A 26,506-nucleotide genomic window follows, 5' to 3' on the forward strand; every position below is an offset into this window, starting at 1 on the left:
TCAGGTACCGCTTTGAGCCAGCAGCACAATCGCGGCGGCGACTGCCAACGCGGGGACGTCCAGGGTCTTGGATGCCAGGTCATGGCGGGCGCCGGTGATCTCGACGAGCTCGGTGGACGCCGGGATCAGCTGGGCGGCGGTCGTCAGCTCGTCGATGCTGCCGAACGGGTCGGCCGTACCGTGCGTGAAGACGGTCGGCACCTCGATCTGGCCGAGGTGCTCAGTGCGCGCCCGTTCGGGCTTGCCGGGCGGGTGCAGCGGATATGAGAACAGCGTCAGTGCCGCCAGGTCGGCGCCCTGCGCCGCCACCATCGACGTCATCCGGCCACCATAGGAATGGCCGCCGGCGATGACCGGTCCATCGGTGAGCGTGTGCGCCAGTTCGATGGCCTCGATAATGCCCTGCTGGTCCGACGCGGCCGAGTTGGACGGCGGCCCTTTCGGCCGGCGGCGCCGGTACGGCAGGTTGTAGCGGATCGCGAGCCAGCCGTGGCGGGCCCACTCGTCGCAGATCCGGATGATCAGCGGGGCGTCGCGGTTGCCGCCCGCGCCGTGCGTGAGCAGCACGACGCCCGTCGGCGTCCCTTCAGGCTCGTGCGCGATGCCCGCGATGTCCTCGAGACTCACGATTGCAACCGGAACAGCGCGTTGACCGGACCGTGGCCGTGGCCCAGCGGGTAGGCCGCCCGCAGGCATTCGGTCACCCAGCTCTTGCCGAACGCCACCGCGTCCGGCACCGAAAAGCCATGCGCCAGTGCGCAAGCCGTGGATGCCGCGAGCGTGTCACCCGCGCCGTGATCGTGCCCGGTGTCGATGCGCTCGGTGGTGAATTCGTAGAACTCGCTGCCGTCGTACAGCAGGTCCGGGCTGTGATCGCTGGACCGCAGATGGCCGCCCTTGACCAGGGCCCACTTCGGGCCCAGGTCGTGGAGGGCCTTGGCGGCATCGCGTTGCGTCGCGGCGTCCACCACGTCGATGCCGGTGATCAGCCGTACCTCGTCGAGGTTCGGGGTGACCAGGGTGGCGATCGGAAACAGCTGCGTGCGAACCGAATCCAGCGCGCTCGGATGCAGCAGCGGGTCACCGTGCATCGACGCGCACACCGGGTCGACGACCAGCGGGATATCACCGTCGAGGCTCTGCCAGGTATCGGCGACCGCCCCGATGATCTCGGCCGAGGCCAGCATGCCGGTCTTGGCCGCCTGGATGCCGATGTCGTCGGCGACCGCGGTGATCTGCCCGCTGATGATGTCCAGCGGCAGCTCGTGAAAACCCTTGACCCCCACCGAGTTCTGCACCGTCACCGCGGCGACGGCGACGCACCCGTGCACGCCGAGCATCGCAAAGGTGCGCAGGTCGGCCTGGATACCGGCGCCGCCGCCGGAGTCCGAGCCGGCGATGGTCATCACCCGCAGCGGCGTTTCGCCCGGCGGGGCCAAGGGCAAGAAGTTCACTTCGACATCACGGGGCCAAGGGTAGATACACCCGGTTCCCGTGGTCGGCGAACTCCTGAGATTTGTCTGCCATGCCTTGCGCGATCTCATCGGAGACGCCGTCCGGGTAGGCGTCCCGGATGTCTTGCGTGATGCGCATCGAGCAGAACTTCGGACCGCACATCGAGCAGAAGTGCGCCGTCTTGGCGGGCTCGGCCGGCAGCGTCTCGTCGTGGTACTCGCGGGCGGTGTCCGGGTCGAGTGACAGCGCGAACTGGTCGTGCCAGCGGAACTCGAAGCGGGCCTGGGACAGCGCGTTGTCGCGGTCCTGCGCGCCGGGGTGCCCCTTGGCCAGGTCAGCGGCGTGCGCGGCGATCTTGTAGGCGATCACCCCGTCCTTGACGTCCTTGCGGTTGGGCAGGCCCAGGTGCTCCTTGGGGGTGACGTAACACAGCATCGCGGTGCCGGCCTGGGCGATGATCGCGGCACCGATGGCCGAGGTGATGTGGTCGTACGCGGGTGCGATGTCCGTGGCCAGCGGGCCGAGCGTGTAGAACGGCGCCTCTTCGCACAGCTCTTCTTCCAGGCGGACGTTCTCGACGATCTTGTGCATCGGGACATGGCCCGGGCCCTCGATCATCACCTGCACACCGTGGGACTTCGCGATCTTGGTGAGCTCACCCAGGGTGCGCAGCTCGGCGAACTGCGCCTCGTCGTTGGCGTCGGCGATCGAGCCGGGGCGCAGACCGTCACCGAGGGAGAAGGTGACGTCGTAGCGCTGCAGGATTTCGCAGAGCTCTTCGAAGTGCGTGTACAGGAACGATTCCTGGTGGTGCGCCAGGCACCACGCCGCCATGATCGAGCCACCGCGGGAGACGATGCCGGTGACGCGCTTGACCGTCAGCGGGATGTAGCGCAGCAGTACGCCGGCGTGCACCGTCATGTAGTCGACGCCCTGCTCGCACTGCTCGATGACGGTGTCGCGGTACAGCTCCCATGTCAGCTTGGTGGGATCGCCGTTGACCTTCTCCAGCGCCTGATAGATCGGCACGGTGCCGACCGGGACGGGGGAGTTGCGCAGGATCCACTCGCGGGTCTGGTGGATGTCCTTGCCGGTGGAGAGATCCATGATCGTGTCGGCGCCCCAGCGGGTGGCCCACACCATCTTGTCGACCTCTTCGGAGATCGAGGACGTCACGGCAGAGTTGCCGATATTGGCGTTGACCTTCACCGCGAACGCCTTGCCGATGATCATCGGCTCGAGCTCGGGGTGGTTGTGGTTGGCCGGGATAACAGCTCTGCCCGCGGCCACTTCTTGGCGCACCAGCTCGGCCGGCACGCCTTCACGCTCGGCGATGAACGCCATCTCGGCGGTGATCTCGCCACCCCGGGCGCGCTGCAGCTGGGTGCCGCGGTCCTTGATGACGCCGGGACGGGCGGGCAGGCCCTTCTCCAGGTCGATGGTGGCGTTCTCGTCGGTGTACGGACCCGAGGTGTCGTACAGGTCGAGGTGGTCGCCGGTGGTCAGGTTGACCCGTCGGAACGGGACCTTTCCGCCGTCGGGAAGCTCCCGGTAGACCTTGGCGCTGCCCTGGATCGGGCCGCAGGAAAGGTCGTTGAATACAGCAATTGCAGTCATCTGCTTACTCCCTACGCCGGCATTACCCGGTCAGGTTCATACGGTCGACGGCGCCATTCAGCCGTCCTCTCAGCGCACCAAGGTGTGCGCTCCCGCGCGGACGTTGTTCACCGTAGCCGATCGCTGCGGGAAGGCAAGGGTGCGCAGTGCCCCCGGTTTCGGCTGTTCGGTGACTGGGAATCGAATTGTCATGAGGTCGTTTGTATAGCTAACATATGTTTTTTCGATATTGGAGCGAAGACCGACTGATGACGACTGACACCGAGCTCACCGGGCCGCGCGACACCGCGCTCACGGCAACCGCACGCCGACGCGTTCAGATGGATCACGACCACCCCCGCTACAAGTGGATCGTCCTGGCCAACACCACGCTGGGCACGCTGCTGGCCACGATCAACGCGTCGATCGTGCTGATCTCCCTGCCGGCCATCTTCCGCGGTATCGGGCTGAACCCGCTGGCGCCGAGCAACGTCAGCTACCTGCTGTGGATGCTGATGGGCTACCTCGTGGTGACGGCCGTGCTCGTGGTGCCGTTCGGCAGGCTCGGGGACATGTACGGCCGGGTCCGCATCTACAACCTGGGTTTCGTCATCTTCACGCTGGCAGCTGTCGCGCTGTCGTTCGATCCGTTCCACCTCGGTGGCGGCGCCGTCTGGCTCATCGCCTGGCGGGTGATCCAGGGCGTCGGCGGCGCGATGCTGATGGCGTCGTCGTCGGCGATCCTGACCGACGCTTTCCCCGCGAACCAGCGCGGCATGGCACTGGGCGTCAATATGGTTGCTGCCGTTGCGGGTTCGTTCCTCGGCCTGCTGATCGGCGGATTCCTCTCGGAGTGGGAGTGGAAGGCCGTGTTCTGGGTCGGTATCCCGATCGGCGTGATCGGCGCCATCTGGAGCTACCGCTCGCTGCGCGAACTGGGCACCCGGTCACCCGGCAAACTGGACTGGGCCGGCACGGTGACGTTCGGTCTGGGGCTGACGGTGCTGCTGCTCGGCATCACGTACGGCATTCAGCCGTACGGCAATTCGCCGACCGGCTGGGGCAGCCCCGCCGTCCTGGGCTCCATCGGTGTGGGGCTGCTGTTGTTGGTCGCGTTCTGCATCATCGAGCTCAAGGTCGAGTCGCCGATGGTCGACATGCGCCTGTTCAAGTCGGCGACATTCGGCATGGGCAACCTGGCCGGCCTGTTGTCGTCGGTGGGCCGCGGCGGCCTCCAGTTCATGCTCATCATCTGGCTGCAGGGCATCTGGCTGCCGCTGCACGGCTACGACTTCGAATCGACGCCGCTGTGGGCGGGCATCTACCTGTTGCCGGCGACCATCGGCTTCCTGATCGCGGCACCCGTTGCCGGCACCCTGTCCGACCGCTTCGGCGCGCGGCCGCTGGCGGTCGGCGGCATGCTGCTGATGGCGGTGACTTTCGTTGCGCTGCTGCTCATCCCGGTTAATTTCGAGTACTGGGAATTCGCGTTGCTGGTATTCCTCAACGGCGTCGGCGGCGGTATCTTCACCGCGCCGAACACCGCGGCCATCATGTCCAGCGTGCCGGCCGCGCAGCGCGGCGCCGCATCGGGGGTGCGGTCGACGTTCTTCAACGCCGGCAGCTCGCTGTCGATCGGCATCTTCTTCTCGCTCATGGTCGTCGGCCTGGCCGGTACGTTGCCGACCGCGTTGTCCAGTGGCCTGCAGCAGCAAGGGGTTTCGGCCGACGTCGCCCAGCAGGTGGCCGAACTGCCGCCGGTGGGCAGCCTGTTCGCGGCCTTCCTCGGCTACAACCCCATGGGCGAACTGCTGGCGCCGTTCCACACCCTGCAACAGCCCGGCGTCAATGCCGCCACGTTGACAGGTCAGAGCTTCTTCCCGCAGCTCATCACCGAACCGTTCCACTCCGGCCTGGTCGTGGTGTTCGGCGCGGCCGCGGTCATGATGCTGCTCGGTGCGGTGGCGTCGATGTTCAACCCCGGCACCTACGCCACCGAACCCGGCGCCGACAACGCGGCCTGACGGCCGATCAGCGGTCGAAAACAGCTGTCAGACGGTCGGATTCGGGTAACGACTGGCACGCCAGCCGCACGCCGATGCCGAGTTCGTAGTCGTCGAGGGTGTCGTTGACCCGCATGCTCACCTCGCCCTGACGGAGGGTGTACGCGCAGGCGCCGCAGTTGCCTTCGCGGCAGGCGTAGGGTGCGTCGATACCTTGGTTCAGCAAGGCATCGAGCAGCACTTCGCCCCTTGGCCAGCTGATCTCGTGGGTATCACCGTCGATCTCGACGGTCGCGGTCGCTGAGTCGGCGGCTGAGGCGTTGCCGGCCGCCGGCTCCGGCGCGGCGAAGGCATCCGTGGCCAGTGAGACGAAGACCTCTCGGTGCACGTGCTCACGGGCGACGCCGGCGTTGTGCAGGGCGGCCGCGGCCACGTCCATGAATGCCGCTGGGCCGCACAGATAGGCGGCGGTCTCGGCCCCCGGCGCCGCGGGCAGCAGTGTGCGCAACGCGGCTGGGGTGGGCAGGCCGGACTCCGACTCGAGCCAGTGCGCGACGGTCAGCCGGTCATCATGCGCCGCAAGCAGTTCCGTCAACTCGGCGGCGAAGATGACCGATTCGCGGTCGCGATTGGCGTAGACGAGTGTCACCCGGCGGCCGGACTGCAGGAGCACGGCGCGGATCATCGAGATGACGGGCGTGATGCCACTGCCGGCGGCCACGAAAATCAGCTCGCTCTCTGCCGGGCGTACCGTGAATGCGCCTGCGGGCGTGAGTGATTCCAGTGTCATACCGGCCGTGGCGTGGTCGCACAGCCAGTTGGATGCGAGGCCACCGGAGGTGCGCTTCACGGTCACCTTCAGGTGCTCGTCAGCGGACGGGCTGCTGGACAGGGAATAGCACCGCGAGACCGCGCCGTCCGTCGCCGGGATGCGCAGCGTAAGGAACTGTCCGGCCTGGTAGGTGAAGTGCTCGCGGGCGTCGTGCGCGGCGGCCAGAACCAGCGACACGGCGTCGGGAGTCTCGGTGATCACCTCGACCACGGTCAACTCGTGTGACCTGGACGCTGTCGATGCGGTCATGGGGATTGCCTTCCGTCGTCGGACCAGGTCAGATTGTCGCCGCTAACTGTGCCATTGACAAATGGCACAGTCGATGGTGTCCTACTTCCCGTGACGGAAACCGACCGGGCAACGCTGCCCGAAGTACCCACACGCGCAACATTGCGTGCCGCGCTCTCGGCCACGGTGACCCGCTGGACCTTGGGCAATCTGACCAGCGTCATCCCGATGAACACCCCCGGTGTCTGGTTCGGGCGCGGCCTGATCGCCACGATCATGGAGACCTTCGGTTCCATGCCCGGCGGCACCAGGATCATCCCGGTGCGCACGCCGAACCTGCAGGGCGAATGGGTCCTCGGACCTGGCGTCGAGTTCGGTCGCCGCGCCGGTTACTACGTGCACGGCAGCGCGTACGTCATCTGCTCCGCACGCACCCACCGCAAGCTGGTGGCCCGCCTGTCCGAAGCGACCGGACTGCCGATGTTCGTCGTGGACTACCGCCTGGCTCCCGAGCACCGCTTCCCGACTGCGGCCGAGGACGTCGAAGCCGGATACCGGTGGCTGTTGTCGGAAGGCTATGCGGCCTCGGACATCGTGATGGGCGCCGACTCGGCCGGTGGTCACCTGACCTGCGACATGCTGCTGGCGCACGCCGGCGACGCGGACTTCCGGCCCGCGGGCGTCGTGCTGTTCTCGCCGTTGATCGACGTCACGCTCGGGCTCGCGCTCGAACAGGAGAAGGCGACGTACCGCGATCCGGCGATGTCGGCCACCGCGGCCGCGCGCATGGTCGGGCTGTACACCGAAGGCCAGAACCTGGCCGATCCGCGACTGCAGCTCGACTTCGCCAAGGCGGACCAGTTGCCGCCCATGCTGATTCAGGTCGGCGGTTTCGAGATGCTGCGTGCCGACGCACGCTACCTCGACGCCGAACTTCGCCGCGCCGGTGGTGTCAGCACGCTCGAGGTCTGGCCCGGCATGGTGCACGTCTTCCAGGCCCTGCCGCATCTGGCGCCCGAAGCCGGCCCCGCGCTGCGTCGCGCCGCGGCCTTCATCGCCGATGCCTACAAGCGATCCAACGAACTCGAAGAGGTGTGCTGATGATCGGCATCGACACGATCCTGAATATCTTTCGCGGCCAGCGCCGTTCGGACAAAGCGAAGGCGGTGGTCACCGGTGCCGGCAGTGGCATCGGCCGGTCGTTCGCCCTCGAACTCGCGCGCCGCGGCGGCGAGATCATCTGTGCGGACATCAGCCTGGAGCGGGCCAAAGAGACCGTCGCACTGATCGACCAGCTCCCGACCGGCAAGGGTCACGCCGTGCAGTGCGACGTCGCCGACCGCACCGCCATCGAGTTGCTCGCCAAGCAGGCGCAGGATATCTTCGGCGGCGCGCCGACGCTGGTCATCAACAACGCCGGCGTCGGCATCGGCGGAAAACCGGTGGGCGACATCGGCTTCGAGGACTGGGACTGGGCGCTCGGCATCAACCTGTGGGGCGTGGTGTACGGCTGTGAGGTCTTCACGCCGCTGCTGCGGGAAGCCGGCCGCGGCGGCATCATCAACGTGGCCTCGGCGGCCGGGTTCGCCGCCGCGCCGTCGATGGCGGCCTACAACGTGTCGAAGGCCGGCGTGATGTCGCTGTCGGAAACCCTCGCCGCCGAACTCGACGGCACCGACATCGCCGTCACCGTCCTGTGCCCGACGTTCGTGAAGACCAACGTCTTCACCGACGGCCGCATCACCCCGAGCTCGATGAGCCTGAGCCAACAGCTGGCCCGCTGGACCGGGCTGTCCGCCGACAACGTCGCCGCCCGCACCCTGGACGCGCACGACGGTGGCCGGCTCTACGTGGTGCCCCAACTCGACGCCACCGTCATCTGGCACCTCAAGCGACACTTCCCCGCCCTGTACGTCCGCGGCGCCGGACTGCTCGGACGCGTACTTCCCAAGGACTGAAAGGAACTCATCATGGCAATGGATCTCGACGAGATGCTGCAGCGGATCAAGGACAAGCAGTGGGCCCTGGCCGACATCGACTGGGACGCACCGGGTGCCGAGCTGATCGAGCCGGAACTGTGGGCCAAGCTCAAGCCGTTCATGACCGATCTGATGTGGATCGAGAACGTGGGCGCCCGTGGCTTCGCCGCGCTGGCCAGGAAGGCCCCGACCCCGACGCTCAAGAGCATCTATGAGCACTTCCACGCCGAAGAACAGAAGCACGCCAACGCCGAGCTGGCCCTGATGCGGCGCTGGGGCATGCTCGAGAACGACGAGGTGCCGCCGCCGAGTGTCAACGTGCAGCTGGTGATCACCTGGCTCGACAAGTTCTCCGACGGTATGTCGCTGTCGATCCTCGGCACCGTCATCCCCATGCTGGAGGTGGCCCTGGACGGCGCACTCATCAAATTCATCACCGATGAGGTCAAAGACCCGGTGGCGCAGGAAGTGTTCAAGCGCATCAACTCCGACGAGTCGCGGCACCTCGCGGTCGATTTCGAGGTGATGGACATCCTGGGCCACGCCGACCTGCGCAAGCTGGCCGTCGATTTCGTCGGCAGCTGGCTGAACCCGGCGCTGGTGATCGGCACGCTGAGCTACTTCCCGCTGCTCAACAAGATGCGCGACAACATCGTCGCCATGGGCGTCAACGAAGAGCGCCTGTACCAGGCGATGCGCCGGTTCCAAAGTGTCGGTGAGCGAAGCGCTTTCGCGCGCCGGGTGCCGATGTACCGGTTCGTCTCGTGGCACGCCAAGAAGGTGATCGACCGGACCTCGAAGTACCACTGGCTGGCCGATTCCCTGGTGGTGGTCACCGGCGCCATCCCGATGCCGCTGATTCGGAACACGCCGAGCTGGTCGGACGAGATGACCTATGAGCCGGTCGCGTAAAAGGAACTCACGAATGACGATTTCTGTAGCCATCATCGGTGCCGGGTTCGCCGGTATCGGCGCCGCCATCCGGCTCAAAGACCAGGGCATCACCGAGTTCGAGATCTTCGAGCGCGGCACCCGCGTCGGCGGTACCTGGCGCGACAACACGTATCCCGGTGCGGCGTGTGACATTCCGTCGCGCCTGTACTCCTACAGCTTCGCGCCGAACCCGGAGTGGTCACACACCTACTCCGGTAGCGACGAGATCCTCGGATACATCGACAGCATGGTCGAGTCGTTCGGTATCGCGCCGCACATCCGCTTCGGCCACAACGTGACCGGCGTGGAGTACGACGAGGTGGCGGGGGAATGGACCGTCAACTTCGAGGGTCGCGAGCCGGTGCAGGCACGTACCGTCATCGTCGCCTCGGGGCCGTTGGCGAACGTGAGCTTCCCGAAGATTCCGGGCATCGAGGACTACGAGGGCCACAAGATCCACAGTGCCCGTTGGGATCACGACTACGACTTCACCGGCAAGAAGGTCGCGGTCATCGGCACCGGCGCCAGTGGTGTGCAGATCGTCCCGGAACTGGTGAAGGTCGCCAAGTCGGTCAAGGTGTTTCAGCGCACGCCGGGCTGGGTGATCCCGCGGGTCAACAGTTCGACGTCGGGTTGGCTGAAGCGAATCTACAAAGACGTGCCCTTCGCCGAGAAGATCGCGCGGTCGGCCTGGTTCTGGGGCCATGAGTCTGTCGCGCTCGGGGTGGTGTGGGACAGCCCGTTCACCCGGGTGGTCGAAGCGCTGAGCCTCGCGAATCTGCGCCTGCAGGTGAAGGATCCGTGGCTGCGCCGCCAGCTCACCCCGGACTTCTCGGCCGGCTGCAAGCGGCTGCTGATGACCGCCGACTACTATCCGGCGCTGCAAGCCGACAACTGCAAGCTGGTCACGTGGCCCATTGCCCGGCTGTCGCCCAAGGGAATTCGCACCGTCGAAGGCATCGAGCACCAATTCGACGCCATCGTGTTCGCCACCGGCTTCGAGGTGTCCAAGGCCGGTACCCCGTTCCCCGTCATCGGTATCGATGGCCGGGAGCTCGCCGCGGAATGGAGCCGGGGCGCGTACGCCTACCGCAGTGTCGCGGTCTCCGGCTATCCCAACCTGTATTTCACCTTTGGACCCAACTCCGGCCCCGGCCACAGCTCGGCGCTGGTGTACATGGAGGCGCAGATCGACTACATCGTCGAGGCCATCTCCAAGCTGCTGCAGTTCGGGTGGAAGTCGCTCGACGTTCGGCCCGAGGTGCAGGCCCGCTACAACGAGGACATCCAGCAGCGCCTGCAGTCCACGACGTGGAACTCGGGTTGCCAGAGCTGGTACCTGACCGAGGACGGCTTCAACGCGACGATGTTCCCCGGGTTCGCCACCCAGTACGTCAACCAGTTGAGGACGGTCAATCTGCACGACTTCAAGATCACTGCTGCGCAGACCAGCGGTGCCTCGGTCCTGACCGCATAGAATCCGCTGGTGGCTGAGTACCGGATCGACGACCTCGCGCGCGAAGCGGGGACGACAACCCGGAACGTCCGCGTCTACCAGGAGAACGGCCTGCTGCCCCGGCCTCAGCGCCGGGGCCGGGTCGCGATCTACACCGACCGGCACCTGAGTCAGCTCCAGGCGATCGTCCGGCTGCTCAGCGAGGGCTTCACCGTCAAACACATCCTGAAGTTCCTCACCGGCCTGCAGCGCGGTGAGGGGCTCGTCGAGGTGCTGGACCTGGCGGAGCTCGAGGAGCTGGTGATCTCGCCGTGGTCGAACCCCGAGTCGCAGACCCTGACGCGCCAGGAGCTGGAGATGCAGCTGGGCCGGCTGGACGGCGCGACGCTGCGCCGGCTCGTTGCGGGCCGGATCATCGAGCTGACGGACGACAAGGACTCCTACCTGGTACCTGACCGGCGGGTTATCGACGACTTCGGCCGGCTGATCTCTCGCGGGATGCCGTTGACCGCGATCCTCAAGACCACCACGGCCGTCGACAAGAAGCTCGACGAAGCCGCCCGGGCCATGACCCGGGCCGGGCACACCGAGGTGGTTCGGCAGCGGGGCACGGGCTGGTATCCCAGCAACGACGTCGAACTTGCCTGGGCCGCCGATCTGATCGATGCCATGCGCCGGGTATCCCGCCGTTCGGCCCACGCTAGCCTTGACCGCGCGTTAGATGAAGCGGTGCGAGCCGAGCTGCGGCAGTACCAGCAGGAAGCCAAGGACAAGGGGGCTCCTGTCGAACGGAAGGCGTGAGTCATGGCGCAGGCAGACGAAGCTGAGGCTTCCCCCGGCAAACGCAAGCGCGGGCCGAGGACCCTCGTGCAAGCGGTGTTCGCCCTGATGGACGACGTCGCCGAGCTTCGGAAGTCCGCGCAGTTCATCGCCGAGAACATCGCCGCCCTGAGCGAGAGCGCGGCGGGCATCGACCGGCATGCCGAACTGATCGCCAGCCAGATCACCACCTTGACCGAGGCCGCGGCAGGCATCGACACGTCGGCCGAGAAGATCGCCCACGGCGCCAACTCCATCGCCGCGACCCTGCCGAGCTTGAAGCGGCTCGCCGAAGTTGTCGAGCCCCTGGACAACACCGTCGCCCGGCTGGGCTGGCTCGTCGACCGGCTTCCGGGCGGAAAGCGAAACTAGTCGTCAATTCCTGTTCTCGCAGAACGGAATTCGTCCGGAGTCGTCAATATCGACACCTGTGTTGATCGGCTATTGCCACCCGCCGGACATCGGAGGAACGTATATCGGTGGACCGGCGGCGCCGCTGGGGCGCTGCCCCGATATAGAGGGGGTGGGTCGTGTACGCACGCTCTACCACTATTCATGCACAACCCTCGGCTATCGACGCAGGAGTGGCTCACCTCCGCGATGAAGTGATGCCCAAACTGCAAGAGCTGGACGGGTTCGTCGGCATGTCGTTGCTCACCGACCGTGAATCGGGTCGGTGCATCGCCGTAACGGCATGGGAGTCCGAGGAGGCGATGAGTGCGCTCGCCGACCAAGTTCGACCGATCCGCGAAAAGGCCATCGACATGTTCGGCGGCGCCGCGACCGTCGACGAGTGGGATATCGCCGTCATGCACCGCGCTCACCAGATCCCGCAGGGCGCGTGCGCGCGGGTGACGTGGGGGCATGCCGATCCGGCGAACGCTGATGCCGCGATCGACTACTTCCGGTCGAACATCGTGCCCGACACCGAGGCCCTCGAAGGCTTCTGCAGCGTCAGCCTGCTGGTCGATCGGGCCACCGGCCGTGGCGTGTCCTGCACGACGTTCGACAGCCGAGAAGCCATGGCGCGCAACCGGGCCCAGGCACAGACGATCAAAGAATCGAGACTTCCGGAAGCCGGTGCGACCGAGCTCGACGAGGCCGAATTCGACGTGGCCTTCGCGCACCTGCGGGTGCCGGAACTGGTTTAGCCACCGGCGCCGAACCGACCCGAGGACCGAACTAGAACGGTGCCGGGTCGTGTTCGGCTGCCCCCGTGGGTGCAAGCCAAGAATCTCCCAAGCGCCGGGCTGCATGCTGTCGACCAACAATAGAGAGGTTGAGTCCAATGACGCGACGAATCGCACGACTGGCCGCGGCGGCACTGCTGTCCGGCGGGATGAGTCTGGCCGCCTTCGGGTTGAGCGCCGGCACCGCCCAGGCCGAACCCTCCTCGGGAACCTGGTGTCCGGGCCAGCCGGTCCCCGGCGGCTTCACCGAGGTTGACTGGGACTGGACGACCTGTCATCGGTACAACCTGGTGCACCGCGGAAATCCGCCTCAGATCGTTGGCATGACGGCGGAAGACGGCTGGTACGGCGGCCACCCGCACTACCGACTGGTCGCAGGCGAGAACACCAACGCGACGTGCCAATTCCTGGGGTGCCCTTAGCTGGGGTGGTCGTCGCCCCCTGCGGGTGCCGGGACTGGTCTAGTCACAGCCTGGCCGTTTTCCGCATTTCAGAACGGTGCGGGTTCATCCCACTGCTCTGCTGCCAAGGCCATTTCGAGTTCGCGGCACCGGTGCCATTCCTCGCTGGCAATGCGTTCTTCGTTGAGCATGCGGGCTTGGTTCGCCCATTGCTGGCGTTCTTGTGCGCGGGTGCGTTTGCGTTTGGGCATGCAGTGACCGCGTGCGGGTGTGCGTTCCGGTTCCTGGGTGGCTTCGGGCGTTCCGGTGGGTGTGGCCAGTTGTGGGTACCAGTGGGCGCCTTCGGGTTTGGTGATGTAGGTGTGCCCGGTGGGGGCGGTCCACACGACGGTCCCGTCGGGGAACTGCTGATCCTGCCAATTATGGAAGGTCTTGAGGAGGTGATGGAACCGGCACAGGCATTTGAGGTTTGACGGGTGCGTCTGCCCCGCGGGATACGCCCTCGTGTGGTCGATGTCGCAGGCGTCGGCGGGCCGGTCACAGTCCGGGAATCGGCAGGTCAGGTCCCGGCACCGGACGAACTCGGCCAGTTTGACCGAGGGCCGGTACCGCGGTTCGGCCGTATCCGGTGGCAGGTCGACCTGGCGGATGGTCGCCCCCTCGGCGAGGCGGGCTACCTGCTCGGCGGGGATCTGCCCGTACCCGGGCAGGAACCCCGGAGCCTGCCCGTGCACTGCCTCCGGTGCAGCGATGACGTGGATGACGGCGCGGGTGCCGACGGTCGGCGCCGATAGCTCGCCCACGGTGGCGGGGCAGTCGGCTTGCCCGCACTCGCACCGCAACCGGCCACCGCGGGCCAGGGCGTCGATGGCAGCTGCGCGGCGCTGATCATGGGACCGTCCGTCGTTGCGGCACACCCCCGTGGCCAGCCCGTCGAGCGCGGCGTCCAGCACGGCGGCGGCCGCGGCATCCAGCGTCCCGCAGACGCTCGCGGTGCCGGGACCGCAGGCACGGATGTCGAGGTACCGGGCCTGCGACGGGGGTTTTGGCGGGTGCACCCCGGCCTGATCGGAGGCGGCGATGATCGCGTCGATGCGTTGTTCCACCTTCGGTTTCGACAACCGTCCCCAGGCCACGATCTTGGCGGCGAGGTCGGCGTCGACCTGCCCGGCGACGTCGTCGTCGATGATCAGGTCGGTGCGTGCGACGATCATCGCGACCAGCACCGCATCGATCAGCCCTTTGGCATAGACGGCCGCGACTTTGGGCAGGCGGGTGCGCAGCATCACCGCCCGATCCACCTGGGCCTGGGCCCGCTTGCGGGACACCCCCAGTGCGGCGGCAACCTCGACCACCAGGCCGGAGTACCCGTCGATCGCCCAGTACCGCTTCTCGATGTCGTCGTCGGGGGCCCGCAGCTCCCACAGATCACCGATCGCCGCCAGGCGGCGGGCGCCGGCGGCGTTCTCCTCGCAGGTGGCCAGGGTGATCGCGTCGACCGCCGCGGCCGCGGCGTGGGGATCACTATTTAGTTCGCTCATGCGTTCGAATATAGACCTGCCCACCGACACGGATCGGCAGCCGCAAGCGCGACCCATCGACGACGATTAGGGCACCTAAACAGAAGCGCCGCAGCATGATTGAGGCCCGCGACTGGCCCAGGCGCCGATCGTCGACGGTTAGGTCGACTAGCCACCCAGCTCCCGGGGTGGCGCCAATCCTCGACGGTTAGAACAACTAGCCAACAACACGGCGCCGCAGCAGCGATTAGCCGACCTAACCGTCGAAGGTCCGAGACCCGACTAGAGAACTCCGGGCGCCGAAGCGACCCGGGCCGCATGGCCCATCAAGGACAGCTAGGCCACCTAACCGTCGTCGATCCGCCAGGCGCCGCCGCCATGGGAACAGGTAGCAATCGCGGGACCACAAAACCCGCCCGCGATTTACCGAGCCCACCTAACCGTCGACGGTCACGGGTTCGCGCTCCGAGTTGGTCATCGCGGAGTGCCTCTCGGCGTGCGGCTTACTCGGCCACCAGATGCGGTTGCCGATCATGGCCATCGCGGCGGGTACCAGCACGGTGCGCACCAGGGTGATGTCGATCAGCAGGCCGACGCCGATGGTGAACCCGATCTGCAGCAGGTTGATCACCCGCCCGGTCATCAGCGCGAACATGGTGAGCGCGAAGACGATTCCGGCGGTCGTGATGACGCTGCCGGTGCTGCCGAAGCTGCGCATGATGCCGCGGATCATGCCGTCACCCGACTCGTCGCGGATGCGGGCGGCGAACAGCATGCTGTAGTCCGCGCCGACCGCGATGAGCGCCATGAAGGACACCGGGAACACCGACCAGTCCACGTCGACCCCGATGAGGTGCTGCCACACGAGGACGCTGACTCCGGCGGCGGCGGTGAACGACAGCGTCACGACCGCGACCATGAACACCGGCGCGAGAATGCTGCGCAGCAGCGCGATCAACACCAGCAGCACACCGAGGATCGCGACGATGCCGTAGACGGCGAAGTCGTGCCACACCTGGTCGCGCATGTCTGCCGACAGTGAGGCCAAGCCGGTGCTCGCGAAACGTGCCGTCTGCAAAGAGGTTCCGGAGGCGGCCTCGGTCGCCGCCGGCGCCAGCGCGCGGGAGGCGTCCAGGGCCTGAGCGCTGTACGGGTTGATCTTCCAGATGACGAGCATGCGCGCCGTCTTACCGTCGGGGGAGAACAGCAGGTCCTGTGCGGCCCGGAATGCCGGGTCGGAAAAGCCCTGCGGCGGAAGGTAGAAGCCCGAGGCCGGGCCGTCGCCGGTGTGCGTGCTCAACGTCGCCAGATAGTCCGTCGCCTGGCCGAGGCCGTCGGTGAGCCGCCCGGACATGTTGGCCACCTGGTCCACGCCGCCCTTGACCTGATCGAGCCCGACGGCCAGCCGGGTCATGCCGGCGCTCAGCTGGTCGGCGCCACGCACGAGGTCGGTCAGCTGGGTGCGGGCCTGCGCCGGCGAACCGCCGGGCAGGTTCGACACCATTTTCTGCAACGTGGCCAACGCATTTCGGATGGCCGGCTCGGCGGCCCGAACTTTCTCGACGGTCACCTGCGGGACCGCGGAGAGCCGCTGAGCCTGCAGTAGCGCGCGGCTGACCGCGCCGTTGGAGATGGCGTCGAGATCGGCAATGTCGGCGCGGGCCCGGCTGCACACCGGGTTCATCAGGCACTCGGAGCCGGGTTGCGGATCCAGCGCCGATCCGAGTGCCGAGCTCACCAACCGACCGGCGTCGGCGACCTGCGCGTTGCCGTCGATGGCCTGCAGCGCCGCGTCGAGCAGTCCGGTGGAGGAGCTGAGATCGGCCAACGCCGAACGGACGTCCACCGTGCCGTCGGTGAGGGTGGACAGCCCGGCACCGGCGGCCTGGTACCCGTCGAGCACCTGATGGGCCAGCCCGGTCACTTGCTTGATGCCGGAAACCAATTGGGGAATCTGGGTCACCGCGGAGGCGGCGCCGTCGCGCAACTGGGCCGCACCGGAGTCCAGCCGGTGAATGTCGGGGACAGCCTTGTTGACCTGGTTCTTGGCATCGCCGAGCCGGTCCGCCACGATCCCGGCCTGGTAGCCGATGGTGGTCTGCGGCAACTGCTTTCCCGCCGGGCGGGTCATGGAGCGGACATAGGCGATCTCGGGCATCCCCGAGAGGCGACCCGCGACGCGGTCGAGCACAGCCAGGTCGTCGGTGTTCCGCATGTCATGGTCAGCCGAGACGATCAGGTATTCCGGTGCCGCTTCGTTGACACCCCAGTGGGCGTAGGTCTTCTGGTAACCGATGGCGCTCTCGGTGTCGTCGAGCTGCATGGCGTTCTCGTCGAAGTTCACCCGGAAGGTGGTGAGAACCGATGCGGCACTGAGCAACAGCACCAGTGACGCGGTCACCAGAACGCCGGACCGGCGGATCATGGTCGACCCGATCCGGCGCCACCGCCGGTCATTGAGTGGTCGCGGTTGGGCGAGTCCGCGCTTGCCCAGGAGCGAGAGCAGGGCGTAGGGCAGGGACATCGAGACGGCCAGGCCGACGACGATCGCGATGGCGATCGGTGGACCCGCGGCCTTGAACATGCCCAGCTCGGTGAACCCCATCGCCGTGGCGGCCGCTGCGATGGTCAACATCGACGCGATCAGGATGCCCGAAACCCGCTGTCCGGCTTGCGCTATCGCGTCGGCGACGGGCACCTGACTACGCCGGGCCTCGTGATAGCCGGCCAAAATGAAGATCGCGTAGTCGGTGGCGGCGCCGAGCAGCATGGCGGTCATCAGGGAAATGGTGAAGTTCGAGACGGTGAGTGCGCCGGTCATGCCGAGCAGGGACACGATCGGCCGCGCGACGCCGAGGGCGATGCCGATGGTCAACAACGGGACCATCGCCGTGGGCAGGGACCGATAGACCATCAGTAGCACCAGCGTGATCAGCAGTACGGACACCGCGGTGATGATCAGCAGCGAGAAGTCCATGGCGCTGAACAGGTCGGCCAATGTCGGTGACGGCCCCGTGAGGTACACCCCGACTCCGGGCGGTTTCGGCAGCGCCTTGAGCTGATCGCGGATCTCGATGGTGTTCTTGTGTGCCTTGGTGGACCCGACGTCGCCGGTGCCGGCGAGGACCAGGTTGATCGCCTTGTGGTCCGGGCTGAGCGCGATGTCGCGCAGCTGCGGGTTGTCGTAGGTGTCGAGCACGTAGGCGACGTTGGACTTGTCCCGCTGCAGGGTGGCGACGATATCCCGGTACAGGGCCTCGTCGGCGGCGTTGATGCCGCGCTCGTCGACCAGCACGACGCTGCCAACAGCGGATGAGCGGGGGACGCCGAAGGCGTCGGACATCTCGCGCAGCGTCTGCGCGGCCTTGATGTTCGCCGGCATGAACGGCGCGGAGCGCTCGGCGACCGTCTGCTCGAGCTGGGGGATGGCGACGTTGAGGATTCCGGCCAGCGCTACCCAGAAGCCGATGACGACCCATGCCCACTTGGCACAGAAACTGCTGGTGGCGGCGAAAAACCTACTGTTGTGTCCCACCCCGGACCCCCTCGATTCGAGACCCGAACTACACCGTTCGGTCTACTATTGAGGGCAGACGCTAGTAGACCACTTGGTATACAAACAATGCTGAAGGACAGGGAGTTACGTCACATGAGTGCCCGGGATCGGCTCGTCGTCACAGCCATTGATCTGATCCGACGCCAAGGTGTCGCGGGAACCGGGCTCAGCCAGTTGCTCGAACGCAGTGGCGCCGCACGCCGGTCGCTCTACCTGAATTTCCCGGGCGGCAAGGCCGAACTCGTGGCCGATGCGACCGTGACGGCGGGGAAGACGCTGGCGGACGGCATTGACCTGCTGTTCGCCGAACAGGGTCCGGTCGGAGCGCTGCGGGCGTTCGTCGCGATGTGGATCGCCAATCTGACCGGCAGCGACTTCGAGGTCGGATGTCCGATCCTCGCGGCCGCGCTCGGCCGCAGCGAAGCACCCGCGGCAGCCGATGCCGCCGGCGGCGTCTTCCTGGACTGGGAGAGCCGGATCGCGGCCGGCCTGGAATCCGCCGGGCTCGCACCCGACATCGCGGCCCGGCAGGCGACGCTGACGGTCGCCGCGATAGAGGGCGCCATCGTCATGGCACAGGCAACCAAGTCGGAACTGCCGCTACGCCGCGTCGAGGAAGCGCTCGTCGAATCGGTGGAACAGCTGCTGAATTAGGCGGTCTGGGCGGGCGGTACGTCGGTGGCAGTGCCTGACAGGCAGTCGGCGATGAAACCGGCCATGCGCGCATATGCCCGACGGCTCTCGGGCAGTCCGGGAAATATGGCCGGGAACGCGTGGACCTGACTGGGCCACGCGGCGACATCGCACGTGCGTCCGGCCTGGATCAGCCTGTCCTGCATCCGTTCGGCGTCGCACAGCAGTGACTCCGTCGCGGAGACGACGATCAGAGACGGCGGCATCGCATCCATCGGACCGGACATCGGCTCCAACTGGTCGAGATTGCCAGTGGGGCAGATGCGTTCGGTGAGAACCGGTAGGCCCGTGGCAATCCCGAAGACGTCTGTCGACGCGGTCGAATGCGCCGCGCGCGCAACGTTGTCCAATTCCAGCAGGGGTGAGATGCCGACCACGCCTGCGGGGCTCGGGAGCCCGTGCTTCGGGGCCTGCTGCGCGGTGGCGAACGCCAGGAAGCCGCCGGCCGAGTCGCCGGCGATGATGACCTTGGCCGGGTCGACGCCCGAGCTCAGCAGGTGGTGGTAAGCACCCAGACAGTCCTGGATGGTCGTCTCCAGATCGACCTCCGGGTACTGCCGATACTCGATGTGTACCAACGGCAGTCGCGTGACGCGGGACAGGGCGGCGACGGCGCGGAGGTGGGTGTTGAGATCCCCGAGAACGAATCCGCCGCCGTGGAAGTACAGGATGACCCCATCTTCGATCGGCGCGTCGAGGTCGGACGGCGCCACCCACTCGACGCGCAGACCGTTCCAAATCTCGGGAACCAATCGGAAGCCGCGCGGCGGTCGGCGCCGCTGCAGGCTGGCGAGCCGGTTGACGTTGCGTCCGACTCGTACGATCCGGAGCGAGGTGGCCTCGTACTCTGCCGTGGTCAGGGCGCGAATCAGGATGCGGGCCAACAGCAATGACGCGAAGAAGTGAATGATGCGCGCACGCAGGCTGGCCGGCTCGCCGGCATGGACGATCGCGGTCACGGTGCCAGCTCCACCAGCACCGGCGCATGATCGCTGGGCTGCTTGCCTTTTCGTTCCTCGCGGACGATCTCGCCGTGGGTGACGCGTGCCGCGAACTCCGGCGAGCCGAGTACGAAGTCGATGCGCATGCCCTGCTTCTTGGGGAACCGCAGCTGCGTGTAGTCCCAATAGGTGTAGACGCCCGGACCCGGCGTGAACGGCCGCACCACGTCCGCGAAGCCGGCGTCGTTGATGGCGCGGAAGGCCGCACGCTCGGGCTCGGAGACGTGCGTCGAGTTCTGGAACACTGCCATGTCCCAGACGTCCTCGTCGGTCGGCGCGATGTTCCAGTCGCCCATCAGAGCCAACGGCAACGACGGATCGTCGGCCAGCCAGCCGGTCGCGGTGTCCCGCAGGGCGGCAAGCCATTTCAGCTTGTAGGGCAGATGCGGGTCTTCGAGCGTCCGGCCGTTGGGCACGTACAGGCTCCACAGCCGGACCCCGCCGCAGGTGGCGCCGATGGCGCGTGCCTCGTCGGCGTCCTGCCACTGCGGCTGGCCGGTGAAGCCGATCTGCACGTCCTCGAGTCCGACGCGGGACGCGATCGCCACCCCGTTCCACTGGCTGTGCCCGACGTGCGCGACTTCGTAACCGAGTGCCGCGAACGGCATCGTCGGGAACTGCTCGTCCTTGCACTTGGTCTCCTGCATGGCGAGCACGTCGACGTCCGCGCGCGACAGCCAGTCCGTGACCCGGTCGACCCGGGTGCGGATGGAGTTGACGTTCCAGGTGGCGATACGCATGACGCTCCGATCAGACGGGCTCGGGGACTTTCAGTTCCCGACGCAGGGCGGTGAAGTCGGTGATGGTCTTGGTGGCGACATTGGCGACCGGCCGGGCGTTGCGGCCGGTGGCCTCGGACTTGGACACCATCACCACGCCGTCGATGTACGGCTGAATCGTGGTGGCGTTCTGCACCGTCGCGACGATCACCAGCTGGAAGCCGAACTTGCGGAACGCCTGCAGCGCCTGCGAAGCGAACTGCGGGTCGGACTTGGAGAACGCCTCGTCCAGCATCAACTGCGCGAAAACCGGCTTGTTGTCGCCGCTTTCGGGGTTCGCCAGGTTGAAGCTGAGCGCCCCGGCCAGGCAGAAGGCCATCAGCTTCTCCTGCTCGCCACCGGAGTTGTCACCGGCGTTGCTGTGCGTGCGGATCAGTTCGCCGCTCGCCACGTCCCACTCGGCGCAGTCGAACGTGAACCGGTTCCGCACGTCGAGCGCATCGCGGGTCCAGGCGCGGTCCTCGGGATTGTTGCCGGCCAACCGGTTTCGCAACCGCAGGATGTCGGCGTACTGCTCGAGGATCGCCTTCTTATCGCCGAGCCCCACCTCGGCGATGCGCCGGGAGATGGCCTTGACGATGTCGGTCAGTTCGGAGACGGCGACCATGCTGCGCGGGTTGGCGCGCAGCGTCAGGCGGGTGCCGCGGTTGAATTCCACCGCGCCTAAACCGGTGTTGACGCGCTCGATCTGTTCACTGATCCGCCGGGTCTCCTGCTCGGCGACGCGGTGCAGGGTCAGGATCGCGTCGGGCGCCTGCTCGGTGATCAGCCGCATCATGCGGTCGTAGGCGTCGGGCAGCTCACGCTCGTCGATGTGCCGGCAGACCCCGACGTAGTCGTAGATGCGCTCGTCGAAGTCGTCCGAGTCGTTCGGAATCGCATCCGGGAACGAGGCGTCGAACGTCGCGACGATGCGGGAGAGCTCCTCGTAGGAACGCCGACGGCTCTCGGTGAGCTGGTCGCGTTCGCGCCGGATGGCCGCGAACAGCGCCTCGCGGTGCGGCTCCGGGTTGAGCAGTTCCAGCGGCACGGGAACGTCAGCGGCATAGCGGCGCAACAGATCTGTGGCCTGATCTGATACCACGGCCGGGGAGAGCCGGTCCTGCAGGTCCATCAGTTTGGTCCGGCGGGCGTCGAGGTCGTCGCGCCGGGTCTGGATGGCGCCGCGCCGGGTCATCAGGGTCTGGATGTCGACCCAGCATTCCTCGGCGCGGGCGCTCAATGCCTCGATGTCGGGGTGGTCGGCCAGCAGCAGCTCGTACTGCTCGCGGAGCCGGTCGGCATGGCCCTCGGCGGTGTCGGTGTCGATCTGGCTCCACTGCGGGAACTGCTCGTAGACGGCCTTGCAGGCCGCGGCCCGGTCACGCCAGCGCTGTCGTTGTGCGGCAATCTCATCCGCGGCCCGGCGGGCGGAGTTGAACGCCTCCTCGGCCTCGGTGAGCTCGGCGTGCAGCGCCTCCAGCTTGGCGCTGATGTCGCCCTGATAGATGTACTCGGACGGCTTGATCGGGCGCCGGTCGTCCTTGATGGCCAACCGGTCGGAGTCCTTGTAGAGGCCCGTGTCGGTGACGGCGCGGCGGAACCGCACGAACACGTCGGGGGTGTCCACACAGATGTGGTCACCGGCCGCGGCGATCACATCGGCGGCCTCGGCGGCACAGGGATGCTTGGGCTTGACCAGGAACAGCTTGCCCGCCAACGTGTTCGGCTCGGCCTCGCGTCCCGAGGCGCCGGCCCGGACATGGTGCAGCGCCAGCCGTCCGCGCATGTTGGTCTCGTTGACGAACCGCAGCACCTTGGCGTAGTGCTGATCGGGCACCAGCAGCCGCAGGCCGACCCCGCGCAGCACCTTCTCGACCGCAAGCCGCCAGCGAGAGTGCTCGGGTTGCAAGTCGAAAAGTTCAGCAACATAGGGTAATTCGGCGGGATCGATGCCGACGCCGGCACAGATGTGGTCGCGCATCGTCACGGCGGACTCGGGCAGCGCCGAGCCCACGTGCTCGACGCGCTTGAACTCCTTGGCCGCGTTGTCGCGCAGGATCCGCGCCGACTTCTGGGCGTATTCCGCGTCGGTGGACGCATCGCGGCCCCACTCCAGCTTGCCCAGCATCTCGGTGGCCTGCCGGGTGAGCTCCTCACGCAGGTTCCAGAATTCGTCGGCCGTGTCGGGCACTTCGACGCCGAGCGCCGCGACCATCTCCTCGTAGGCCGCGCGTCGGCGGGCCACGTCGTCGGCCTGTGCCTCGGCCGCATTGACCTGGGCCTGCAGCGGGCCGACATTCGCCGACGCGCCGTTGATCTGGGCGTTGAGCGAATCGCCTTCGGCCTTGGCCAGATTCAGCTGGCGGGTCAGGTCGGCGTTCTCGTTCTCCAGCTGGTCGATGGTCGCGTCGAGCGTCTCGATCTCCGCGGGGCAGTGCCGCAGCCGCACGTGGTCGGTGTAGGCGCGCACCATCGGCAGGTCGACCAGATCGATGATGCCGAGATCGGTTGACTCGGAGGCGTAGCGCACCTGGATGGCCTCGATGTCACCGAGGATCTTGCGCTTGCGCTGGGCCACCGCGAGCAGCTCACGCGCCTCGACGAGGGGATCGATCTGCTTGAGGGCCTCGGGCAGCCGGGCCAGGCTGTCCGGCTCGTCCAGCATGAACTCCCGGACGAACTGCTCAAGCCCACCAACACTTTTCAGCGACTTGGCCTTGCCGAGCAGCTGCTGCGCGGCGTCCGATGCGCGGATGCCGATCGAGGCGTACAACTGCGCCAGGTACTGCGACTCGACCTTCGTGGTGAACCGCCAGCCCTGGTTTTCCCCGTCGCTTCGCTCGCTCCGGACACCCTTGAACACCCCAGCATCGAATCGGCCCGCGGCCCACCGGTTGCAGACGTCCTCGATGTCCAGGTCGCCGTCGCCGATGACGAAGCGGCTCGACGAGTCCGAACGCGATTCTCCGGTCAGCCATTTGAGTACCAGGCCGGTGATGGTGCGGCCGGTGTTACTGGTGTAGGTGACGGCGACCGCGGACCAGGTGGTGCCTTCGCCGCGCAGGTACATGACCTGACTGGTGCCGGCCTCGCTGCGCTGGCCCCAGGCGCCGCGGACGTACTTGTCGACGGTGCGCCGGCCCGCACTCGAGCCGGCCGCGGTGTTGTCGCCGGACGCGTTGAAGTTGCGCCGGTTGAACGGCAGGAAACCGAGTGAAATGGCATCCAGCAGTGACGATTTGCCGCTGCCGGAGCCGCCCGCGACCAATGAGCCGCCGGCGCTGAACGGAATGCTGTGATAACCGTCGAACACGCCCCAGTTGATGATCTGGAGCCGGGACAGATGGAACTGCTCAGACATCGGCTTCAGTACCTCCGCCGGTGAGTTGTTCGAACTGCTGCTGCAGCTCGGTGATCACCGAGGCCGTCATCACGGCTGTGATGACGGGGCTCACGGTGTAGCTGTCCTCGTCGTCACGGCTGCGGCGAAGGATGTCGAGACCCGTCAGCCGGGCGATGGCCGCGTCGATGCGGGCGGTGAAAGTGACTGCGTCACGGTCGGTTTCGTTCAGCACGCCGCTGAACATGCCGTGCATCTCGTCGCGGGTGATCAGGAAACTCTGGTCGCCGCCGGCGCGCATCAGCTGCGCCAGGTGCAGCGCCAGAATCGAGTCGTAGGTGCCCAGGGGCTCGCGGCGCAACAGCTTGATGCCCTTGGCCGACTCGTAACGGGCCTGCTCGATGAACGCGATGTCGACGCCTTCGGAGATGCGCAGCTGCAGGTCGAGTTCGGACAACCGCACCGACAATTCGTTGCGGTACTCCAGGATCCAGCTGTAGATGTCGCGGTCGGACTCGCTGCTGATGTAGCGGCGCGTCAGCAGGTGCTGCAGGGCCCAGCAGGCGCGGTCCGGCATGGCGCTCACATCGCCGTCGAACCGCGGCCGACGCTGTCCAGCCACCCGGCTGGCACCGTCGACCTCGGGCAGGGAGGCGAAATCGATGGGTGAGTCAGTCATGAAGGGCTCCCGCCACGGCAACAGGCTCGGTGAACATCAGATACGGCACCTCGATCTCGCGGTCGCGACCGTCGAGCGAACGGAAACGCACCGACATGGTGTCGTCACTCGGGTCTCCTGGCCCTCCGGGTTGTTTGAGCGCCCACGACCACAACACGATGACGTGGCCCAGGTACGCCGAATCGAGCATCTCGACCGCCTCGGCCAGGGACACCGGGCGGCGCGCGACTGCGGCATTGAGCATCTCGGACATCGCGGGTGCGTCGACCTGGGTGGTCAGGGCCGCGAAGGTGGACAGGTCGACGTCGCCCTGCGCCGCCTCGGCGGTCTTGGGCGCCGACAGGTCGCCGATCTTGAAGCTCAGCGCGCCGATCGAGCTGATCGTGTGCCGGGCCAGTGGGACCTCGATGTCCAGCCGGGAGTCGGTGAGCGACGACTTCAGCAGCGTCCGGGCCGCGCCGATGGCCTCGCCCAGCTGGCGGGCGACACCACGGCTGGACTCCATGGTGCCGAACGCGGTGAATCGCTTGACCCGCTGCGCGCAGCGCTGCTGGATGCGTTCGACCTCGTCGATCTGGTGGCCGATCAACTCGAAGAACCCGGCCATCACCTTGCGCAGCGCCGGGTCCAGGTCGGGCAATGCGGAGGCGACAACCGCGATATCCGATTCGAACTCTCTGCGCTGGTCGGGGTCGTTGATCATCCGCAGGAACGCCCGGTGCGAATCGCGGCCCGCCGAATCCCATGCCGCCTGGTAGTCGGCGTACATCTGGCGCTGCCGGTCGCGGTACTCGATGTTGGTGTCGATCGGATCGTCCAGCGCCTGCGTGGCCTGCTCGATCATGGTGCCGTAGAGGCCGATGTCGGTGATCAGCCGTTCCATCTGCAGCGCAATGGCGCGGGCTTCGTCGTACATGTCGGTGACGTCGGGCTCGGGGCGCAGGCCCGCTTCCAGCTCGTCGAGTTCGCGGTGCAGCGCGGCGATCTCGGCTTCGATGCCGGCCCGGATGCGGTCGGGGTCATTGCCGGCGCGGGTGGCGATCTGACGCATGCGCGACGCGATGCCCGCGATCGATCCACCGGTGGCGATGCTGTCGCCGCGGCGCATGCCGCGGACGAAGTCGAGGGCGCGACGGGCGTCCTGCGTCAGGTAACAGACGTTGCGGGCGAAATCGCCCGAGCCGCTCCGTTGATCCACGACCCGGTGTACCCAGCCCTGGCTGGCCCACGACTTGATCAGTGCGAGGCCGGACTGTCCGAGCTGGTCGTCGGTCTCGCCGAGCGTCGCCAGATCGCGCTCCAGCCGGACCACCAAGTCGGTCTCGGCGATCGTGCCGCCACTGAGGTGGCGCTCCATCAAAGTGGCGTAGACGCCGAGGTTGTTGGTCGCCAGCAGCCGGACTGCGCGCGAGCCCTGAACGTCACGGTTGAGTTCGAGCAACTCGGCGGCCGACAGCGCCGCATTCTCTTGCACCCGCAACCCCTTCCAATGCCGATCCAAGATACTTGGCGAAGTGGCGGCCGGCATCGGCGGTCGTGCCCCGCGGGGCCCCGAAAGCCGATTGCCGAGATTGCCCGGGACCGGCAGTCCCACATGTTGTCTCACAATGTGGACGCCGGCCGAGGCCTCGGCCGGTTGTCATGCGGGTGGCCGCAGCAATTGCGTTGATGTGTCGGCGGGCTCGGTGTCCGATTTGCCCGGCAGGGGCATCGGCCGTCCCGGTCGAGTTCACGGGACCGCACCGGTCTCTGTGAGATTCCGGTCACGATCATCATTCGATGTGGTCTCGGTCACGACAAAAAATCGCGTCTGAGCATTACTAATCGGAATATGTCTGGCTGGCGCAGCGGCGGATCCGCCGCTGCGCCGAGGGTGGGTTCGACGGCGTAAATGGGTTTGCCGACTGGCCATTTGCCCGGAAGGTTAGCGTGCCTATGAACGGTGCCTTACCGGCTAATACGCAAACGAGCTTGGTGCAGCCTGTGAGCGCCGTGTCGTCGCTATCGATTCGTTACGACTTCGTCAAAAACTCTGGATTAACTCGGTTACTCGTCGGTAAATTA

Annotated in this window: 22 protein-coding genes and 1 riboswitch; of the genes, 10 read left to right on the forward strand and 12 right to left on the reverse strand. The window is 66.8% G+C overall.

Features of this window, described 5'->3' with window-relative positions; genetic code table 11:
• From QRN63_RS02010 to QRN63_RS02025, 4 genes are all read right to left on the reverse strand, one after another.
• A complete protein-coding gene (locus QRN63_RS02010; RefSeq protein WP_285028998.1) occupies positions 1-627 on the reverse strand; it encodes an alpha/beta hydrolase family protein in 627 nt (208 codons plus the stop codon).
• Positions 624-1,454 carry a bifunctional hydroxymethylpyrimidine kinase/phosphomethylpyrimidine kinase gene (thiD, locus tag QRN63_RS02015; RefSeq protein ID WP_285028999.1) on the reverse strand — a complete coding sequence of 277 codons (831 nt, stop codon included), beginning with the start codon at positions 1,452-1,454 and terminating at the stop codon, positions 624-626. The genes QRN63_RS02010 and thiD overlap by 4 nt, the downstream gene beginning before the upstream one ends.
• A gap of 7 nt (positions 1,455-1,461) precedes the next feature.
• The gene (gene thiC / locus QRN63_RS02020) at positions 1,462-3,072 is read right to left on the reverse strand and encodes a phosphomethylpyrimidine synthase ThiC (protein ID WP_285029000.1); all 1,611 of its coding nucleotides are present in this window, start codon (positions 3,070-3,072) and stop codon (positions 1,462-1,464) included.
• Positions 3,064-3,178, reverse strand: a riboswitch (TPP riboswitch). It overlaps the preceding gene by 9 nt.
• A complete protein-coding gene (locus QRN63_RS02025) occupies positions 3,142-3,264 on the reverse strand; it encodes a hypothetical protein (RefSeq protein ID WP_267318684.1) in 123 nt (40 codons plus the stop codon). It overlaps the preceding riboswitch by 37 nt.
• A 56-nt stretch (positions 3,265-3,320) precedes the next feature.
• Here QRN63_RS02025 and QRN63_RS02030 point away from each other — a divergent pair, with 56 nt between their 5' ends.
• On the forward strand, positions 3,321-5,075 hold the full coding sequence (locus QRN63_RS02030; protein ID WP_285029001.1) for an MFS transporter: 1,755 nt from the start codon (positions 3,321-3,323) through the stop codon (positions 5,073-5,075).
• A 7-nt stretch (positions 5,076-5,082) separates the two neighbouring features.
• Here the strand turns inward: QRN63_RS02030 and QRN63_RS02035 are convergent, their stop codons facing one another.
• Positions 5,083-6,135 carry a ferredoxin--NADP reductase gene (locus tag QRN63_RS02035; protein WP_285029002.1) on the reverse strand — a complete coding sequence of 351 codons (1,053 nt, stop codon included), beginning with the start codon at positions 6,133-6,135 and terminating at the stop codon, positions 5,083-5,085.
• Positions 6,136-6,225: 90 nt separating this feature from the next.
• On the opposite strand from QRN63_RS02035, the gene QRN63_RS02040 reads away from it, so the two are divergent.
• From QRN63_RS02040 to QRN63_RS02075, 8 genes are all read left to right on the forward strand, one after another.
• Positions 6,226-7,215, forward strand: a complete 990-nt coding sequence (locus QRN63_RS02040; protein WP_285029003.1) for an alpha/beta hydrolase — start codon at positions 6,226-6,228, stop codon at positions 7,213-7,215.
• Positions 7,215-8,072, forward strand: coding sequence for an SDR family NAD(P)-dependent oxidoreductase (locus tag QRN63_RS02045; RefSeq protein ID WP_285029004.1), 858 nt, complete (start codon positions 7,215-7,217; stop codon positions 8,070-8,072). Before QRN63_RS02040 ends, QRN63_RS02045 begins: the two co-directional genes overlap by 1 nt.
• 12 nt (positions 8,073-8,084) lie before the next feature.
• Positions 8,085-9,005 carry a ferritin-like domain-containing protein gene (locus tag QRN63_RS02050; protein ID WP_267318688.1) on the forward strand — a complete coding sequence of 307 codons (921 nt, stop codon included), beginning with the start codon at positions 8,085-8,087 and terminating at the stop codon, positions 9,003-9,005.
• A gap of 13 nt (positions 9,006-9,018) precedes the next feature.
• Positions 9,019-10,503, forward strand: coding sequence for a flavin-containing monooxygenase (locus tag QRN63_RS02055; RefSeq protein WP_285029005.1), 1,485 nt, complete (start codon positions 9,019-9,021; stop codon positions 10,501-10,503).
• Positions 10,504-10,512: 9 nt separating this feature from the next.
• Complete coding sequence (locus QRN63_RS02060; protein ID WP_267318690.1) at positions 10,513-11,283, forward strand: MerR family transcriptional regulator; 771 nt, start codon at positions 10,513-10,515, stop codon at positions 11,281-11,283.
• A 3-nt stretch (positions 11,284-11,286) separates the two neighbouring features.
• Positions 11,287-11,673 (forward strand): hypothetical protein, encoded by a 387-nt coding sequence (locus QRN63_RS02065; RefSeq protein ID WP_267318691.1) that lies wholly within the window; start codon positions 11,287-11,289, stop codon positions 11,671-11,673.
• Between the two features lie 158 nt (positions 11,674-11,831).
• Entirely contained in the window at positions 11,832-12,452 is a 621-nt protein-coding gene (locus QRN63_RS02070; RefSeq protein ID WP_285029006.1) for a hypothetical protein, read from the forward strand.
• 137 nt (positions 12,453-12,589) lie between these two features.
• Positions 12,590-12,913 carry a hypothetical protein gene (locus QRN63_RS02075; protein ID WP_285029007.1) on the forward strand — a complete coding sequence of 108 codons (324 nt, stop codon included), beginning with the start codon at positions 12,590-12,592 and terminating at the stop codon, positions 12,911-12,913.
• A gap of 68 nt (positions 12,914-12,981) precedes the next feature.
• Here the strand turns inward: QRN63_RS02075 and QRN63_RS02080 are convergent, their stop codons facing one another.
• Positions 12,982-14,433, reverse strand: coding sequence for an HNH endonuclease signature motif containing protein (locus QRN63_RS02080; protein ID WP_285029009.1), 1,452 nt, complete (start codon positions 14,431-14,433; stop codon positions 12,982-12,984).
• Positions 14,434-14,848: 415 nt separating this feature from the next.
• Positions 14,849-17,947, reverse strand: a complete 3,099-nt coding sequence (locus tag QRN63_RS02085; protein WP_285029010.1) for an MMPL family transporter — start codon at positions 17,945-17,947, stop codon at positions 14,849-14,851.
• A 114-nt stretch (positions 17,948-18,061) separates the two neighbouring features.
• On the opposite strand from QRN63_RS02085, the gene QRN63_RS02090 reads away from it, so the two are divergent.
• Complete coding sequence (locus QRN63_RS02090; RefSeq protein WP_285029012.1) at positions 18,062-18,622, forward strand: TetR/AcrR family transcriptional regulator; 561 nt, start codon at positions 18,062-18,064, stop codon at positions 18,620-18,622.
• Here QRN63_RS02090 and QRN63_RS02095 read toward each other — a convergent pair.
• From QRN63_RS02095 to QRN63_RS02115, 5 genes are read right to left on the reverse strand one after another with little or no spacing between them, the layout of a single operon-like run.
• On the reverse strand, positions 18,619-19,620 hold the full coding sequence (locus QRN63_RS02095; RefSeq protein WP_285029013.1) for an alpha/beta hydrolase: 1,002 nt from the start codon (positions 19,618-19,620) through the stop codon (positions 18,619-18,621). The two genes, QRN63_RS02090 and QRN63_RS02095, sit on opposite strands and share 4 nt — an antisense overlap.
• Positions 19,617-20,402: an exodeoxyribonuclease III gene (locus QRN63_RS02100; RefSeq protein WP_267318698.1), complete on the reverse strand. Its 786-nt coding sequence runs from the start codon at positions 20,400-20,402 to the stop codon at positions 19,617-19,619. The genes QRN63_RS02095 and QRN63_RS02100 overlap by 4 nt, the downstream gene beginning before the upstream one ends.
• A 10-nt stretch (positions 20,403-20,412) precedes the next feature.
• The gene (locus QRN63_RS02105) at positions 20,413-23,784 is read right to left on the reverse strand and encodes an ATP-binding protein (RefSeq protein WP_285029014.1); all 3,372 of its coding nucleotides are present in this window, start codon (positions 23,782-23,784) and stop codon (positions 20,413-20,415) included.
• Positions 23,777-24,442: a DUF4194 domain-containing protein gene (locus QRN63_RS02110; protein ID WP_267318700.1), complete on the reverse strand. Its 666-nt coding sequence runs from the start codon at positions 24,440-24,442 to the stop codon at positions 23,777-23,779. Before QRN63_RS02110 ends, QRN63_RS02105 begins: the two co-directional genes overlap by 8 nt.
• Complete coding sequence (locus tag QRN63_RS02115) at positions 24,435-25,916, reverse strand: DUF3375 domain-containing protein (RefSeq protein ID WP_502888066.1); 1,482 nt, start codon at positions 25,914-25,916, stop codon at positions 24,435-24,437. The genes QRN63_RS02110 and QRN63_RS02115 overlap by 8 nt, the downstream gene beginning before the upstream one ends.
• Positions 25,917-26,506: the final 590 nt, after the last annotated feature.

It is taken from the genome of Mycolicibacterium sp. lyk4-40-TYG-92, assembly GCF_030209435.1.
Lineage (GTDB): Bacteria > Actinomycetota > Actinomycetes > Mycobacteriales > Mycobacteriaceae > Mycobacterium.

What these genes read in the sequence shown, in the direction of transcription:
- thiC (WP_285029000.1), bottom strand. Translation starts at nt 3,072, where the DNA reads ATGACTGCAATTGCTGTATTCAACGACCTTTCCTGCGGCCCGATCCAG.
- QRN63_RS02025 (WP_267318684.1), bottom strand. Translation starts at nt 3,264, where the DNA reads ATGACAATTCGATTCCCAGTCACCGAACAGCCGAAACCGGGGGCACTG.
- QRN63_RS02030 (WP_285029001.1), top strand. Translation starts at nt 3,321, where the DNA reads ATGACGACTGACACCGAGCTCACCGGGCCGCGCGACACCGCGCTCACG.
- QRN63_RS02035 (WP_285029002.1), bottom strand. Translation starts at nt 6,135, where the DNA reads ATGACCGCATCGACAGCGTCCAGGTCACACGAGTTGACCGTGGTCGAG.
- QRN63_RS02045 (WP_285029004.1), top strand. Translation starts at nt 7,215, where the DNA reads ATGATCGGCATCGACACGATCCTGAATATCTTTCGCGGCCAGCGCCGT.
- QRN63_RS02050 (WP_267318688.1), top strand. Translation starts at nt 8,085, where the DNA reads ATGGCAATGGATCTCGACGAGATGCTGCAGCGGATCAAGGACAAGCAG.
- QRN63_RS02055 (WP_285029005.1), top strand. Translation starts at nt 9,019, where the DNA reads ATGACGATTTCTGTAGCCATCATCGGTGCCGGGTTCGCCGGTATCGGC.
- QRN63_RS02065 (WP_267318691.1), top strand. Translation starts at nt 11,287, where the DNA reads ATGGCGCAGGCAGACGAAGCTGAGGCTTCCCCCGGCAAACGCAAGCGC.
- QRN63_RS02075 (WP_285029007.1), top strand. Translation starts at nt 12,590, where the DNA reads ATGACGCGACGAATCGCACGACTGGCCGCGGCGGCACTGCTGTCCGGC.
- QRN63_RS02080 (WP_285029009.1), bottom strand. Translation starts at nt 14,433, where the DNA reads ATGAGCGAACTAAATAGTGATCCCCACGCCGCGGCCGCGGCGGTCGAC.
- QRN63_RS02090 (WP_285029012.1), top strand. Translation starts at nt 18,062, where the DNA reads ATGAGTGCCCGGGATCGGCTCGTCGTCACAGCCATTGATCTGATCCGA.
- QRN63_RS02100 (WP_267318698.1), bottom strand. Translation starts at nt 20,402, where the DNA reads ATGCGTATCGCCACCTGGAACGTCAACTCCATCCGCACCCGGGTCGAC.
- QRN63_RS02105 (WP_285029014.1), bottom strand. Translation starts at nt 23,784, where the DNA reads ATGTCTGAGCAGTTCCATCTGTCCCGGCTCCAGATCATCAACTGGGGC.
- QRN63_RS02110 (WP_267318700.1), bottom strand. Translation starts at nt 24,442, where the DNA reads ATGACTGACTCACCCATCGATTTCGCCTCCCTGCCCGAGGTCGACGGT.